General features: G+C 62.4%; 14 protein-coding genes. 10 read left to right on the forward strand and 4 right to left on the reverse strand.

Going from position 1 to position 14,128, the window contains the following annotated elements; genetic code table 11:
- Positions 1 to 154 precede the first annotated feature (154 nt).
- The 5 genes from BC443_RS09785 (at position 155) to BC443_RS09805 (ending at position 5,498) form a co-directional block, all read left to right on the forward strand.
- Positions 155 to 2,302 carry a TonB-dependent siderophore receptor gene (locus BC443_RS09785; RefSeq protein ID WP_071231656.1) on the forward strand — a complete coding sequence of 716 codons (2,148 nt, stop codon included), beginning with the start codon at positions 155 to 157 and terminating at the stop codon, positions 2,300 to 2,302.
- Between the two features lie 82 nt (positions 2,303 to 2,384).
- A complete protein-coding gene (locus tag BC443_RS09790; protein ID WP_071231657.1) occupies positions 2,385 to 3,227 on the forward strand; it encodes an alpha/beta hydrolase-fold protein in 843 nt (280 codons plus the stop codon).
- Positions 3,228 to 3,297: 70 nt separating this feature from the next.
- Complete coding sequence (locus BC443_RS09795) at positions 3,298 to 4,350, forward strand: M4 family metallopeptidase (RefSeq protein WP_071231658.1); 1,053 nt, start codon at positions 3,298 to 3,300, stop codon at positions 4,348 to 4,350.
- A complete protein-coding gene (locus BC443_RS09800) occupies positions 4,347 to 4,691 on the forward strand; it encodes a protealysin inhibitor emfourin (RefSeq protein WP_071231659.1) in 345 nt (114 codons plus the stop codon). Before BC443_RS09795 ends, BC443_RS09800 begins: the two co-directional genes overlap by 4 nt.
- Before the next feature lie 303 nt (positions 4,692 to 4,994).
- Positions 4,995 to 5,498, forward strand: coding sequence for a DUF3465 domain-containing protein (locus tag BC443_RS09805; protein ID WP_083387316.1), 504 nt, complete (start codon positions 4,995 to 4,997; stop codon positions 5,496 to 5,498).
- An 18-nt stretch (positions 5,499 to 5,516) separates the two neighbouring features.
- Here BC443_RS09805 and BC443_RS09810 read toward each other — a convergent pair whose 3' ends face one another.
- Positions 5,517 to 6,251, reverse strand: a complete 735-nt coding sequence (locus BC443_RS09810; RefSeq protein WP_071231661.1) for a glycosyltransferase — start codon at positions 6,249 to 6,251, stop codon at positions 5,517 to 5,519.
- A gap of 251 nt (positions 6,252 to 6,502) precedes the next feature.
- Here BC443_RS09810 and BC443_RS09815 point away from each other — a divergent pair, with 251 nt between their 5' ends.
- Positions 6,503 to 7,165 carry a response regulator transcription factor gene (locus tag BC443_RS09815; protein WP_071231662.1) on the forward strand — a complete coding sequence of 221 codons (663 nt, stop codon included), beginning with the start codon at positions 6,503 to 6,505 and terminating at the stop codon, positions 7,163 to 7,165.
- Positions 7,162 to 8,559: an ATP-binding protein gene (locus BC443_RS09820; protein WP_083387317.1), complete on the forward strand. Its 1,398-nt coding sequence runs from the start codon at positions 7,162 to 7,164 to the stop codon at positions 8,557 to 8,559. The genes BC443_RS09815 and BC443_RS09820 overlap by 4 nt, the downstream gene beginning before the upstream one ends.
- 58 nt (positions 8,560 to 8,617) lie before the next feature.
- Here the strand turns inward: BC443_RS09820 and epmB are convergent, their stop codons facing one another.
- Positions 8,618 to 9,664: an EF-P beta-lysylation protein EpmB gene (epmB, locus tag BC443_RS09825; RefSeq protein WP_083387318.1), complete on the reverse strand. Its 1,047-nt coding sequence runs from the start codon at positions 9,662 to 9,664 to the stop codon at positions 8,618 to 8,620.
- A gap of 238 nt (positions 9,665 to 9,902) precedes the next feature.
- Here epmB and efp point away from each other — a divergent pair, with 238 nt between their 5' ends.
- The 3 genes from efp (at position 9,903) to epmA (ending at position 12,515) form a co-directional block, all read left to right on the forward strand.
- The gene (gene efp / locus BC443_RS09830) at positions 9,903 to 10,469 is read left to right on the forward strand and encodes an elongation factor P (protein ID WP_071231664.1); all 567 of its coding nucleotides are present in this window, start codon (positions 9,903 to 9,905) and stop codon (positions 10,467 to 10,469) included.
- 289 nt (positions 10,470 to 10,758) lie between these two features.
- Entirely contained in the window at positions 10,759 to 11,529 is a 771-nt protein-coding gene (locus BC443_RS09835) for an SDR family oxidoreductase (protein ID WP_071231665.1), read from the forward strand.
- Positions 11,526 to 12,515, forward strand: coding sequence for an EF-P lysine aminoacylase EpmA (gene epmA / locus BC443_RS09840; RefSeq protein WP_071231666.1), 990 nt, complete (start codon positions 11,526 to 11,528; stop codon positions 12,513 to 12,515). Before BC443_RS09835 ends, epmA begins: the two co-directional genes overlap by 4 nt.
- Positions 12,516 to 12,530: 15 nt before the next feature.
- On the opposite strand, the gene arfB is transcribed toward epmA, so the two are convergent.
- Positions 12,531 to 12,947 (reverse strand): alternative ribosome rescue aminoacyl-tRNA hydrolase ArfB, encoded by a 417-nt coding sequence (gene arfB, locus BC443_RS09845; RefSeq protein WP_071231667.1) that lies wholly within the window; start codon positions 12,945 to 12,947, stop codon positions 12,531 to 12,533.
- Between the two features lie 52 nt (positions 12,948 to 12,999).
- Positions 13,000 to 13,848, reverse strand: a complete 849-nt coding sequence (asd, locus tag BC443_RS09850) for an archaetidylserine decarboxylase (RefSeq protein WP_139284287.1) — start codon at positions 13,846 to 13,848, stop codon at positions 13,000 to 13,002.
- Between the last annotated feature and the right edge of the window lie 280 nt (positions 13,849 to 14,128).

The following is a 14,128-nucleotide window of genomic DNA, read 5'->3' on the forward strand; positions in this document are numbered from 1 at the left end:
TGTCAGGCAAAGGTAATTGGAGGTTTCCCACAGGTGAGGTAGAGAATCTTCTGGAATAATGCGTGTCGCCAATCTCATTTGCAACTCATTCTCATTATCATGAACGCCCGGTTTCCGATAAAGGGTTACGGGCGTGGGAGCAAGGAACGACACCATGATTCGCCATCCCCAGCGCTTTCGCTACTGCGTGCCGGTCGCCGTTGGCCTGAGCCTCTCCGCGCCTTGGGCCGCTTCACAGGCCCAGGAACCCCGGTCGGTCGGGGATACATCACTCGAAACCTTGACCGTCAAAGGCAATCGCCTCTACGAGATGCTGCCGTCCGAAACGACCGGCGGATATGCGGTGGATGCAGCGACGGTGGGCACCAAGGCACCGGCAGCGCTGCGGGACATACCCCAGTCGATCAGCGTGGTGACGCGGGATGCCATCGAGGATCGCAACCTCGATACGCTCGATCAATTGGCACGGCGTACCCCGGGAATGCGAGTTCTGAGTAACGATGATGGCCGTTCTTCGATCTACGCGCGTGGCTACGAATACGACGAGGCCAATATCGATGGTCTGCCGGCACCGATGCAAAGTATCAACGGCACGGTACCGGATTTGGCGGCGTTCGATCGCGTCGAGATCATGCGCGGGCCATCGGGGTTGTTCAACAGCACCAGCGAGATGGGCGGCATCGTCAATCTGGTTCGCAAGCGTCCGACCTACGATTTTCAGGGCCATGTCACCGGTCGCCATAGCATTTCGGAACAGGGCAGTTGGGACCAGCGCTATCTCGAAAGCGATGTGAGCGGTCCGATTACCAGCGACGGGCGGGTGCGGGGACGCCTGGTGGTGGCGGATAGTGACAGCAACGGCTTTGCCGACCATAACGAGAATCAGCATCAGACGTTCTACGGGGCGATCGACGCCGATCTCGATGACGCCACGACGCTATCGCTGGCATTCCTGCGTCAGCATCGGGACCTGGTGCCAAACAACGGCCTGCCGACCGATGCCAACGGTAATCTGCTCGATTTCACCCGATCCGCTTTCGTCGGCGCGGACTGGAACGACTTCACCATGCAAAGCAATGACTGGTTTGCCGAGTTGACGCATCGTTTCGCCAATGGGGGATACGGACGGTTCGCGGCACGTTACTCGGATCGCAACGCTTCCTATAACTATGCCTTCGGCGGCAGCGCGCTCGATGGCGGGAGCCTCGGCATCGCTGGCACCGCAGCCGACATCGATCAGCAAGCATTGTCCATGGATGCCAGCTACAGCCAGCCGTTCGAAGCCATGGGTAACGTCAGCGAGTTCGTGGTAGGAACGGACTATAAACGTTTCGAAACCGACAACGCCTCGGCGCGAGCAAAGCTTGGCAATACCACGCTTGCCGATTTCAATGACATCGCCTACGTCGATATTCTCGACGACTATCTGAGCGCCGACACACGTCAGACGCTGGAAGAGTCCGGACTCTATGGCAAGCTGACGTTCCGTCCGGTTCAGCCCCTTGCGTTGATTGTCGGCGGGCGAGTCAGCCATTACCGCGTCGGACTCAGCGACCATCTCAGCGGCGAGCGTTACACACGGGACGACGACGGCAGGTTCACCGGTTATGCCGGTGCGGTATTCGATCTCGATAGCTACCACGCGCTTTACGCGAGCTACTCGCAGGTGTTCAAACCGCAAACCGAGTACGACGCAAGCGGTGACCTGCTCAAACCGCGCGAGGGAGAACAGTACGAGGTCGGTATCAAAGGGGCCTACTTCGGCGGCAATCTCAATGCTCGTATTAGTGCGTTCCGTCTATACGACGACAACTATGCAGCGAGCGTCGTGAATGAGGATTACTCAGCGGATATTGGGAAACGTCGTATTCAAGGCGCAGAGTTCGAGGTGACCGGCGCCCTCACGCCTCAGTGGGATATCATTGCGGGTTACACTTATCTGGATACCGAAGTCGAGCGTGGCGATACCGAAGCGACATTCGCCTTGATGCCGCACAATACGGTCAATCTCTGGACCCAGTATGCTTTCGCTCCGGGCCCGTTGGATGGCTGGCACGTAGGGGGCGGGGTTACCGCAATGAGCGATTTCCATACGCTCAGCAACGCTCCGCGGATCAACGCGCCCGGTTACGCAATCGTCGACGCCATGGTGGGTTACGACTTCAGCTCTCATCTATCGGGCCAACTCAACTTCAACAACATTTTCGACCGCGACTACTACTATCGCGTCGGTAGCGTGGGTACCTTCAACCTGATCGGCGAACCGGCCAATGTCGTCGCGTCACTGCGTTATGACTTCTGATGCATTACGTCTCTGGCTCTTCGGCTGCCTGTCATGGGCGGCCGTTTTCATCATGCCCGCTGCCGTCGCTGAGGAGCCGACCATGACCACCGATCCCGCGACGCAGCCCGTGATGCTGCCTGATACGCAGCAATGGGTGCTCCATGGCGAGTCCACCGGGCGCGACTATCTGATTCAGGTCTCGATACCGGATTCGCCGCCACCGGCCAGTGGCTATCCGGTACTTTATGTCCTCGATGGCAATGCGCGCTTTCCGCTGGCAGTGGTGGGGCGTGACAGCCTGACGCTGCGCGGCCCCGATGGCGGCACCAGTCCCTGGCTGATCGTGGGAATCGGTTACTCCGATACCCGTCGTTTCGACAGCGAAGCGCGTAGTGAAGACTATACGCCGGCGGTATCGAGCATGCTGGCGGTCGACTCGCGTGGCCGCCCCGTCGGCGGCGCGGATCGTTTCCAGGATTTTCTCCAGAATCAGCTGTTGCCGCAGGTCGCCGAGCGGTTCGAGGTCGATGCCTCCCGCCGTGCGCTGCTCGGCCACTCCTACGGTGGCTTGTTCGCGTTATACACCGCGCTGACCCGACCGAAGCTCTTCAGCGATTACCTCGCCATTAGCCCATCGCTATGGTGGGGAGACGGATTCCTGTACGCGCTGCCTTCGGCAGGAGCCAGCGGAAAGACGCGGGTGCTGCTGGGCGCGGGCGATCAGGAGCGGGGACAGAGGCCGGCATTTGCAGAAGCCACTGATACGCCATCCACGTCCGTGCCGGCAATGTGCGACAACGTGGTCTGCTTTGCGCAGTGGCTGCAAACCGGGCACGCCGATTGGGTCATCGACCATCGCTCGTTCGAGGGTGCCAGCCATGGCAACGTCATGTGGCCCGCGATGCAGGCGGTATGGGCGTTTCTTGACAAAAAGGAACAGTGACGCAGCGGCCACATGGGAAAGATTGAACCACACTGTGAGTGCCAAGCTCTGACGCACAGGAGGTGATCGCATGGCTGGATTGGACGGTTCCAAGTCTTTCGCGGGCTTCATGCCGCCCCATGTTCTCGAACGCATCATGTCGCATGGCAATGCGCGGCTACAGCAGTGCGCGCGCATGACCCTGCAGGCCGATGCGCAATTTCGGCTGCGCAATGCGGCACCGCCGGCGGCGCGACCCGCGGATGGCAGCCGGCCCGGCGAGGTCGCGCGCTATATCTATTCGGCAGGCAACCAGCAGACGCTACCCGGTGACCTGGTTCGTCAGGAGGGCGAGCCGGATAGCGGCGACGCCGCCGTCGACGAAGCCTACCGGTGGCTGGGTGCCACCTACCTTTTTTACTGGCAGGTCTTCGAGCGCGACTCCATCGATGGCGAGGGCATGGCCTTGCTGGGGACGGTGCACTACGGCGAAGACTACGACAACGCCTTCTGGAACGGCGCCCAGATGGTGTTCGGTGACGGCGACGGCGAGCTGTTCAACCGTTTCACTGCCGCGCTCGATGTCGTCGCCCATGAATTGACCCATGGCGTCATCGAGCGCGAGGCCGGTCTCGTCTACGCTGATCAGTCGGGGGCGCTTAACGAGTCTCTGGCGGACGTTTTCGGTGCCATGGTCAAGCAGCATCACTTCGAGCAGAGCGTGGAAGAAGCCGACTGGCTGATCGGGGAAGGGCTGCTCACCGATCGCGTCAACGGTCTCGCGCTGCGCTCGATGGCCAATCCGGGCAGCGCCTACGATGACCCTGTACTCGGCAAGGATCCCCAGCCGGGCCACATGGACGACTTCGTGCGCACGTCCTCGGACAACGGCGGCGTGCATATCAATTCCGGGATCCCCAACCGCGCCTTTTTTCTCGCGGCGACGGGGCTGGGTGGTTTTGCCTGGGAGAAGGCGGGCCCGGTCTGGTTCGACGCGCTCACCGATTCGCGCCTGCAACGCGATGGCAATTTCGCCCAGTTCGCCCAGCTCACGGTCGACTGTGCGGCGAAGCGCTTCGGCAACGACAGCGAAGTCATGCAGGTCGTCAATCGGGCCTGGGTCGAGGTAGGTGTTCTCTCATGAGCGACAGCGCGGGCCTCGAGCTCGAGCCGACCAGCGTGCTGCTGGTCACTCGGGAGGGCGGCTTCGTGGTCACGCCCGGCTTGTCCGCTCCGCGGCGTATCGACTGCCGGGAGCTGACCGAGCGCCAGCGGCTGAGACTCCAGACGGTGCTCGAGGAGCTCGATCATCGCCGTGGCGACTTGCCAGCAGCCGGCGCCGACAGACGATCCTTCCGGGTGACGCTGACAATGCCCTCGGGTCGAGCCGAAAAGGAGTGGGAGCTGGAGGAGAGCGCCGCACCCAGGTCATTGATCGTGCTCTGGAAACGAGGCGCCCGGGGGCTCGATGAGAGTGACGACTAACCGGCCAGCCATCGTCGGGCCGAGTTTTTTTACGTTTTCGTGGAACTCTATCGGGATATCGAACTCTGACCTAGTAGCCCAGGATGGGCGCACAGCGTAGGCCGGGCCTGAATTGGGTCCGGCTTCTTTTTGTCCGTTTTTCAGCTGTCCTGCGCATTCGGTTTACGCGATACCGCGGCTTTTCGATCGACGTTCGGTCGATGGCCCTCTTCCTCGTACGGGTCAACGGACCCGTTTCCCTGTGTTATCTTGCAGCCTGTCGTCGAGACTCGGCTGAACCCATTGCGACTTCACGGTAGAAAGATGCGACGAAGATCCATCAAGGCGCGACGTCGGCCGATGCTGGCGGGGTTGCTGGTCGCCATCGTCATCGCGGCACTTGCCAGTCAACTGGTTGGGGGCGGGGGAGGCGCAAGCGAGCCCTCGTCTCGGTCCGGCGTTGATCTTTTGCCGGGTGCCGGAACGCAGGCCAGCGCCGAAGCGACGCTTCAGCGTGCCTTCGACACGCATCGGGAAGGATTCTGGATCGAGGCGTCAGGGCGGATCGTGCGGGTGCTGGCGGATGATCGGAAAGGCAGTCGCCACCAGCGGGTCATCGTCACGCTGGATACCGGCCAGACGCTGCTGATTGCTCACAATATCGATGTTGCGCCGCGCGTCGAACGGATCGAAGTGGGCGATCACCTACGCTTTCGCGGCGAATACGTGTGGAATACCCAAGGTGGCGTCATTCACTGGACCCACCACGATCCCGACGGCACCGAACTCGGCGGCTGGCTGGAGCATCAGGGGCGCCGTTATCGGTGACCGGGCGCCGATGACGCCTCAGCGGGCGTAGCCGCGAACCCGGCGTTTCCCCGTGATTCGCTGGGCGTGCCAGCGTCGCGATAGCCACCACATGCCCAGCCAGTCTCGGGCGTGCCCCGCGAGATTGGCGGGAAAATGCCAGAGCGAGAAGCGGGCAGCTTGTGTCCCGTGGCGCAGATTGACGCGGTAACTGCCGATGTGGCCACCGCTTCGCCGAATCAGCAGAGGGAGAAAGCGGTGCAGCCGGTCGACGGACGGCAATGCGATCAGCACGTCGCGACGAATCAGTCGCAGGCCGGCCCGTTCGCTGTCCGCGAGCTCGATGCCCAGGCTTCGGCATGCGCGAAAGAGCGACCTTCTCCATCGGCAGCGCGGGTCGAGCGGAATGCCCTCGACCAGCGTCAAGCCTTGATGCCGGGCTTCGCTGAGCATCTCGGGAATGTCATGAGGATCGTCTCGCCCCTGGGCGTCGAGCGTCGCGATCCATTCCCCCATGGCAAGCCTGCCGGCTTGCCATAGCGCCGCGTCGGCGCCGATGGCCGTGGCCTGGCGATAGAGCCGAATCCGGCTATCGCTGGCCGCCAGTTGTGACAGCGCATCCTCGTCGTTTTCGGAGGTGGCGTCGTCGATGACGATGAATTCCAGGCCGGCAGCGTGGCGAAGTGCACTGGATGCCTCGGCCACGACCTGACCGACCGCATGAGAGGCATCGTGGACAGTGATGACAAGTGATAACTTGGGTAGTTCGAGCATGATGAAATCCCGTTGGTTTTCAAAGCGTCGACTTTGCTCGTCCCGTCGGAGGCGTCACTATGACAGCCTATTCTTAACACCGGCTTAGTGATCTGCGGTGTTAGCGGTCACTTATGTTTCGAATTGTCCGGCTGGCACGCGACAATGTCATGTCAGCAGGGCGGGAACCAATCCGGCGGTGCAATTGTATTGATAGGGCAACGTTTTGAAAGCCGAGTTCGCCAGGAGTGGCGACAGTTAGAGAGAACGTCATGAGGGTAATGCTGGTTGAGGACGACCCGTTGTTGGGAGAAGGCGTCGTCGACGTGCTGCGACGCGAGCAGATGATGCCTGAATGGCTCACCGAGGGGCGCGGAGTCTGCGAAGCTCTCGAAGGATCCACTTTCGATGCGCTGATACTGGACTTGGGGCTTCCGGATATCGACGGCTTCGAGTTGCTCAAGCAGTTGCGGGAAGCGCAAAGTCAGATTCCGGTGTTGATCCTCACGGCAAGGGACGACGTGGTCGATCGCATCCGGGGGCTCGATGGCGGGGCGGACGATTATCTCGTCAAGCCTTTCGACAACGGCGAACTGCTGGCGCGGTTGCGTGCACTGGTACGGCGAAGCGCCGGGCGCGCATCGCCGGTGGTGACCTGCGGCCGACTGACGCTGGACCCGGCAGCGCACGAGATTCGCTTCGATCAGTCGGTGGTGGCGCTGGGGCGCCGCGAGCATGACCTGCTGGCGTACCTGATGACGCATCCGGGGCAGGTGTTTACGCGCGACCAACTGGTCGAGGTGCTCTACGGCTGGGACGCCGAAGTCGAGAGCAACGTCATCGAAGTCCATGTTCATCATCTGCGCCGGAAGTTCGGCAGTGGCGTGGTGACGACCGTGCGTAACGTCGGCTATCGGCTGGGAGCTGCGGGTTGAGATCGATTCGTCGTTACCTTCGACGTGTCCTGTTGATAACGGTGACGCTGATCACCTCGTTGGCCGCGCTCTGGAGTTATCACGACACTCGCGATCAGATCAACGAACTGTTCGACGCCGAACTGGCGCAGACCACGCGAACGATGGTCGCGCTCTATTTCGAATATCGCGGCGAGCAGGGGCGGGACCCGCAGGAAATGATCCACGACCTGCAGCTTCAGCCCGTCATGCTGCCGGACAGTCTCACCGACGAACCGACTCCGCTGGGGCATCCCTACGAGAAGAAGCTGGGATTCCAGATCTGGGATGACGATGGTCACGCCTTGCTGGGCATGAGAACCCCCGGTGTGCTGGAGACCATGATCCCGGCACCCGGCTACGCGCACACCGAGGGCGAGGGCCACGACTGGCGCACCTTCACGCTATATGACGAGGTTCACGGCGTCTGGGCCAGCGCCGCTCAGCGCGACGACGTGCGCGACGAGCTGACCTGGCAGATTGCGCTGCGCAACCTGATGCCACCGGTGATCGGCGTGCTGCTGATCGCGCTGCTGATCCCCTTCGTCATCGCGCGTGGTTTTTCTCCCCTGCTGCGCATCAGTCGCCAGATCACCGCTCGCCGGCCGAGCTATCTGGAGCCCATCGACGGCAGCGAGGCGCCGGATGAAATTCGCGGCATGGTCGATGCACTCAATGGCCTGTTCGGCCGCCTGGCCGAAACGCTGGAAAAAGAACGTCGCTTCACCGCCAACGCCGCCCACGAGCTGCGTACACCCCTGGCGGCGATCAAGGTGCACGCGCAGAACCTGATGACGGATACCACCGAAGCGCGCTCCCAGCGCGGCGCCCGCTCGATCATCAATGGCGTCGATCGGATGACCCGTGTCGTCGAGCAGCTGCTGACACTCTCCCGGCTCGAGAGCGGTGAGGGCATGAATCGGCAGACGGTGGATCTGACCCGGCTGGGACGAGAGCTGCAGCGGGACATGCAACCGCTGGTCGACCGACGCGAAATCAGCTTCGTGCAGGAGATTCCCGCTGAGCTGCACGTCGTCAGCTATGAAAACGGCCTTTACGTGCTGCTGCGCAATCTGCTCGACAACGCCTTGCGTTACACCTCCGAAGGCGGCGAGGTAAGGTTGCGGATATGGCAGACCGGGGATCGCCTGCATATCGAGATCGCCGACAGCGGGCCGGGGATTCCGGTCGCCGAGCGCGAACGGGTATTCGAGCGCTTCGTGCGCCTGGCCGGGCAGCGCACCAGCGGATCGGGGCTGGGGCTGTCGATCGTTCAGGAACTGGCCGAACGGCTTGGCGGAGAGATCCGCCTCGACGAGACTTCCCTGCCGGTCGCCAGCGGCCTGAGCGTTCATGTCACGCTGCCGATAGAGTGAGGAGAGAGTCGAGGCGAGGGCCGGGGTGCGGCCCTGGAGCGAACGATCGGCCAGGAACTCAGAGCGGTGTCTTGCTCCGTTCGCCGGGCACCTCGCGGACCAGCCGCGGCATCAGGAAGCCGGCCAGCCGCTGACGCAGGGCATCCACCAGATCGCGGGCCTCGTCGTCGGGCACGTCGAAATGCGCCGCGCCAGACACCGGATCGAGCACGTGCAGGTAATAGGGCAGGATCCCGGCCTCGAACAGGCGCTCCGACAGCGCAGCGAGCGTGTCCACGTCGTCGTTGATCCCGCGCAGCAGCACGCTCTGGTTGAGCAGCGTGACGCCAGCCGCCTTGAGTCGAGCGCAGGCGGCGACCACCGCCTCGTCGATCTCCTGGGCGTGGTTGATATGCAGCACCATCACCTTTTGCAAGCGAGAGCCCCCGAGCCAGTCGAGCAGCGCATCGTCGACGCGATCGGGTATCACCACCGGCAGACGAGAGTGGATTCGCAACCGTTTGAGATGCGGGATCGCTTCCAGCCGCTCGACCAGCGCTGCCAGACGACGGTCGGACGAGGCGAGAGGGTCGCCGCCGGAGAGAATGGCCTCCTGGATCGAGTCGTCTTCGCGCAGGTAATCGAGCGTGCGTTCCCACTCCCGCATCGACGGCGCGTTGTCGGCATAGGGGAAGTGACGGCGGAAGCAGTAACGGCAATTGATTGCACAGGTCGGGCTGGCAATCAGCAACGCCCGGCCGGGGTATTTGTGAATCAGTCCCGGTCGAGGGGTGTGGTCGCGCTCTTCCAGCGGGTCATCGACGAAGCCCCGCACGGCATCGCCTTCCGCGCCCAGCGGCAGGACCTGGCGCAGCAGAGGATCGTTCGGATCGCCGCGCCGGATCCGCGACAGATACGCCAGCGGCACGCGCACCGGAAACAGATCGTGGCCGCGTCTGGCGCCCGACGACCACTCGAAATCGAGTCCCAGGTGCCGGCAGAGGGCGGCGGGGTCGCGGATCACGTCGCGCAGTTGCCGCTGCCAGTCGCCCAACGGTGTATCGGACACGGGCGCTTCGGGTTCGACCTCTTCGCAATGCACAGCGATCGGGGTTCGGGTTATCATGCTGGCCACTCGAAATCAGAGCGCGTGCCCAGGAAACTCTGAATCGATGGCTGCGCGAGCGATTCGCCGCGTTGCGCGGTACTCGAACACTCTCCTAACACCAGGTTATGTTTCGTGTTCTGTGTGCCGTGCGCCTTGCGTATCATCTCGCTCGCCTATCGCTTCAGCGCTTCCCAACAGCGCGCGGTTAGGGATTTTTCGTCGCGGGCGAACCGCGAACGGTTACTAGTGAGGAATCATGGCGAACTATTCTACCAACGAATTCAAGGGCGGCCTGAAGGTCATGCTGGATGGCGACCCGTGCAACATTCTCGAGAACGAATTCGTCAAGCCGGGCAAAGGCCAGGCTTTCAACCGCGTCAAGCTGCGCAACCTGATCACCGGTCGCGTCTGGGAGCGTACCTTCAAGTCCGGCGAATCGCTGGAAGGCGCCGACGTCATGGACCTGGACATGGAGTACGTCTACACCGACGGCGACATGTGGCACTTCATGAAGACCGATGGTTCCTTCGAGCAGTACGCGGTCGACAAGAAGGCCATCGGCGACGTCGAGAAGTGGCTCAAGGAACAGGCCGTCTATACCGTCACGCTGTGGAACGATAACGCCATTGCCGTCTCGCCGCCCAACTTCCTCGAACTCGAAGTGGTCGAGACCGATCCCGGCCTCAAGGGCGACACCGCGCAGGGCGGTTCCAAGCCGGCAACGCTCTCTTCCGGCGCCGTGGTTCGTGTGCCGCTGTTCATCAATCAGGGCGAAGTGCTGAAGGTCGATACGCGCAGCGGTGAATACGTCTCCCGCGCATAATTCATTGTCAGCGCTACTGCGCTCGGTGATACCGCGTTGAAACCAGGCTCCCCATGCTCATTTACGACTTGTAAACTCCGCTGGGTCGCCTGGTTTCGCCTTGTCTCACCGTCGCTCATGACGCGCTGAGCAGTGATTATTCGTGTTCGCCGGCCACGCTTTTGCGTGGCCTTTGTCGTTGAAGACGACCCCTTGGACGAAAGCTTGCCAGGGTGGCTTCGGCTGTTGCTCGTCGATCACACTATTGTTTGCCAGATGGCTTGCCAGATCGTGAACGAGGGGGCATGGAATGGCTAGATTGACGGGACGCAAGGCTTTTGTCACCGGTGGCGCCAGTGGCATCGGCCTGGCGACGGTGACGCGCTTTCTTGCCGAAGGCGCCGATGTCATCATGCTGGATCGCGATACGGAAAGCCTCGAGCGCGAGTCGGCGAGGCTCGACGCGCGCTTCGACTCGAACTGTCATGGTGTCGAGGTCGATGTGGCCGATATCGATAGCGTGGCAGCCGGCGTCGAGAAAGCGCGTGCGATGCTGGGGCGTGTCGATATCCTGGTCAATTCGGCCGGCGTCAACGTGTTCGGCGATCCGCTGAGCCTGGCAGAGTCGGATTGGCGCCGCTGCTTGGCGATCAATCTGGAAGGCGCCTGGCACATGATCCAGGCCGTGTTGCCCGACATGCTGGAGCGGAGTTACGGACATATCGTCAATATCGCCTCGGTGCATGGTCACAAGATCATTCCGGGCGCGTTTCCCTATCCGGTGGCCAAACATGGCCTGATCGGCCTGACCCGATCTCTTGGAATCGAGTACGCGGATCGCGGAATCCGGGTCAATTCGATCTCGCCTGGGTTGATCCGCACGCCGGCAGCCGAAACCTGGCTCGCCCAGTGCGACGAGCAGGAGCGCCAGCGCCAGGTCGAGCTGTTGCCCTGCAAGCGCCTGGGTGAAGCCGAAGAAGTCGCCAATACGGCGCTGTTCCTGGCCAGCGACGAAGCACGATTCATCAATGCCACCGATATCCTGATCGACGGTGGCCGCAGTCAGGTCTATCACTCGTGACGGAAAACACCCGAGCCGACGACTGGCAACCCACGGCAACGATCGCGACGCTGCGCGAGCGGGCGCGACTGCTGGCGACGATTCGCGCCTTCTTCGCGGCGCGAGGCGTGCTGGAAGTGGAAACGCCGATTCTAGGCCACGGCGGCAGCACCGATCCGCATCTGGATTCACTGTCGCTGACGGCGACCACCCCGGCGGGGCGTAAGCGACTGTGGCTGCAGACCTCGCCGGAGTTTCACATGAAGCGGCTGCTGGCGGCGGGCAGCGGGCCGGTCTTCCAGTTGGCGCGCAGCTTTCGCGACGGTGAAGTGGGTCGGCGCCACAACATCGAATTCACCATGCTCGAGTGGTATCGGCCGGATCTGTCGCTGACGGCACTGATCGATGAATGCGAGGCGCTGATTCGCGAAGTACTGCCGACCGATCCCGGCCCCTTGCGCCAGCGCCGTTATCGGGAACTCTTCCGCGAAGCGCTCGATGTCGATCCGTTCATGACATCGTTGGCGGATCTGCGTCGCCTGGCCGGGCAAGTCGGCGAACTGGCGATGGATGACGCCGACCGTGACGGCTGCCTCGATCTGCTGATGAGCTTCGTCATCGAACCGCAGCTGGGCCGAGGCGGTATCGATGCGGTCGTCGACTATCCGGCCTCTCAGGCGGCACTGGCGCGCAAGCGGCTCGATCCCGAGGATGGGGTCGAAGTCGCTGCGCGGTTCGAGATCTATCTCCACGGGCTCGAACTCGCCAATGGCTACGACGAGTTGACCGATGCCGCGGAACAGGCCTCGCGTTTCGCCGAGGACAACCGCCAGCGCACGACGCTGGGCAAGCCGGCTGTCGATGTTGACCGCCGGCTGGTTGCCGCTCTCGAGCATGGCATGCCCGCCGGCAGTGGCGTGGCGCTGGGTGTCGATCGCCTGATTCAACTGGCGCTGAACAGGGAGTCGATTGCCGAGGTCATGGCGTTCCCGACGCCGCGGTGTTGACCTGCCCTCTAAGGCTCAGTCTTCGATACGCCCGCGAAGACGTTTCTTCTGGCCATGTTTCGTCTTTTGATCGACTCGCTTGCGTTTGGCGCTGTGGCTGGGCTTGGTCGCCCGGCGAGGCTTGTCGCCGTACAGAACGGGTTTGATCAGTTCTTTCAGCCTAGCCAGCGCGGCTTCCCGGTTGAGCTCCTGCGTACGATGCTCCTGCGACTTGATCACGATGACCCCGTCGCGGGTGATGCGCCTGTCGCTGAGCGCCAGCAGCTTCTCCTTGAAGCCAGGATGTAGACTGGAGGCACCGATATCGAAGCGCAGGTGAATCGCCGAGGAAACCTTGTTGACGTTCTGACCGCCGGCGCCCTGGGCGCGCACGGCAATGAGTTCGATCTCGTTGTCGGGGATCGATACGTTGCGGGAGATTTCCAGTGGCATTGCTAACTCCCGGAGTCGGTGGTCATGAAGTGTCCTTTGCCGGGCGCCAACGTTAGGCCATGCCCGGCAGTGCGCCCATCGTCTGCCCCATGCTGATCGGGCTGCCTTTCGGGTCGAAATCCCCGAAAGCCGTCTCTCGGCCCATGCACATCACCACGGTGGAGCCGAGCTTGAAGCGTCCCATTTCCTGGCCTTTCTCGATCACGATCGGCTCGTCGAAACGCGTGGTCTGCACGCGACCGCTCAGCGGCGTGACCTGGCCGGCCCAGGTAGTCTCGATGGCGGCGACGATCATCGCGCCGACCAGCACCATCGCCAGCGGCCCGTGCTCGGTATCGAAGATACAGACCAGGCGCTCGTTGCGGGCGAACAGCCCCGGCACATGGTTGGCGGTGGCCTGGTTGACCGAGAACAGCCGTCCCGGCACGTAGGTCATCTCGCGCAGGGTGCCGGTCATAGGCATGTGGACGCGATGGTAGTCCTTCGGCGACAGGTAGACCGTGGCGAAGCTGCCCTGGCGAAACGGTGCCGCGCGGGAAACGTCGCCGCCGAGCAGGGCGCCGAGGGAGTAGGTCTGCCCCTTGGCCTGGATCAGGGTGCCATGTTCGATGCGGCCATAGCGAGACAGTACGCCGTCGGCGGGGGAGACCAGGCCTTCACCGATGGGGCGCGCGTCGGGCTTGAGCGCGCGGGTGAAGAAGTCGTTGAAGCAGGCGTAGGCGGTCGGGTCCGGCTCCAGGGCCTGGGTCATGTCGACACCGTAGGTGTGAATAAAACGCCGGATGAACAGATCCTTGACCCAGGGAATCCGGCAGTCGGCGCCCAGGCCGATCAGTCGCGAGATCGCGTGGTGGGGTAGCGGGTACTGAATTCTGGCGAAGAGTTCCTGGCGATCCACGATGACGACCCCGGTATTGGAGAGACGGACGAACCGAAAGGCGGACAAGGTAGCGGGAGTCCTCGGTCCGCGCAATAGACTGAGCTACGAGCTACGAGCTACGAGCTACGAGCTACGAGCTACGAGCTACGAGCTACGAGCTACGAGCTACGAGCTACGAGCTACGAGCTACGAGCTACGAGCTACGAGCTACGAGCTACGAGCTACGAGCTTCGAGCTTCGAGCTTCGAGCTTCGAGCTTCGAGCTTCGAGCTTCGAGCTTCGAGCTTCGAGAAAGGGATAT

Origin of the sequence: Salinicola sp. MIT1003 (assembly GCF_001858555.1) — a bacterium.
Classification (GTDB): domain Bacteria; phylum Pseudomonadota; class Gammaproteobacteria; order Pseudomonadales; family Halomonadaceae; genus Salinicola; species Salinicola salarius.

Coding starts and splice junctions, on each gene's coding strand:
- BC443_RS09785 (WP_071231656.1), top strand. CDS start 155: ATGATTCGCCATCCCCAGCGCTTTCGCTACTGCGTGCCGGTCGCCGTT.
- BC443_RS09790 (WP_071231657.1), top strand. CDS start 2,385: ATGACCACCGATCCCGCGACGCAGCCCGTGATGCTGCCTGATACGCAG.
- BC443_RS09795 (WP_071231658.1), top strand. CDS start 3,298: ATGGCTGGATTGGACGGTTCCAAGTCTTTCGCGGGCTTCATGCCGCCC.
- BC443_RS09800 (WP_071231659.1), top strand. CDS start 4,347: ATGAGCGACAGCGCGGGCCTCGAGCTCGAGCCGACCAGCGTGCTGCTG.
- BC443_RS09805 (WP_083387316.1), top strand. CDS start 4,995: ATGCGACGAAGATCCATCAAGGCGCGACGTCGGCCGATGCTGGCGGGG.
- BC443_RS09810 (WP_071231661.1), bottom strand. CDS start 6,251: ATGCTCGAACTACCCAAGTTATCACTTGTCATCACTGTCCACGATGCC.
- BC443_RS09815 (WP_071231662.1), top strand. CDS start 6,503: ATGAGGGTAATGCTGGTTGAGGACGACCCGTTGTTGGGAGAAGGCGTC.
- epmB (WP_083387318.1), bottom strand. CDS start 9,664: ATGATAACCCGAACCCCGATCGCTGTGCATTGCGAAGAGGTCGAACCC.
- efp (WP_071231664.1), top strand. CDS start 9,903: ATGGCGAACTATTCTACCAACGAATTCAAGGGCGGCCTGAAGGTCATG.
- BC443_RS09835 (WP_071231665.1), top strand. CDS start 10,759: ATGGCTAGATTGACGGGACGCAAGGCTTTTGTCACCGGTGGCGCCAGT.
- arfB (WP_071231667.1), bottom strand. CDS start 12,947: ATGCCACTGGAAATCTCCCGCAACGTATCGATCCCCGACAACGAGATC.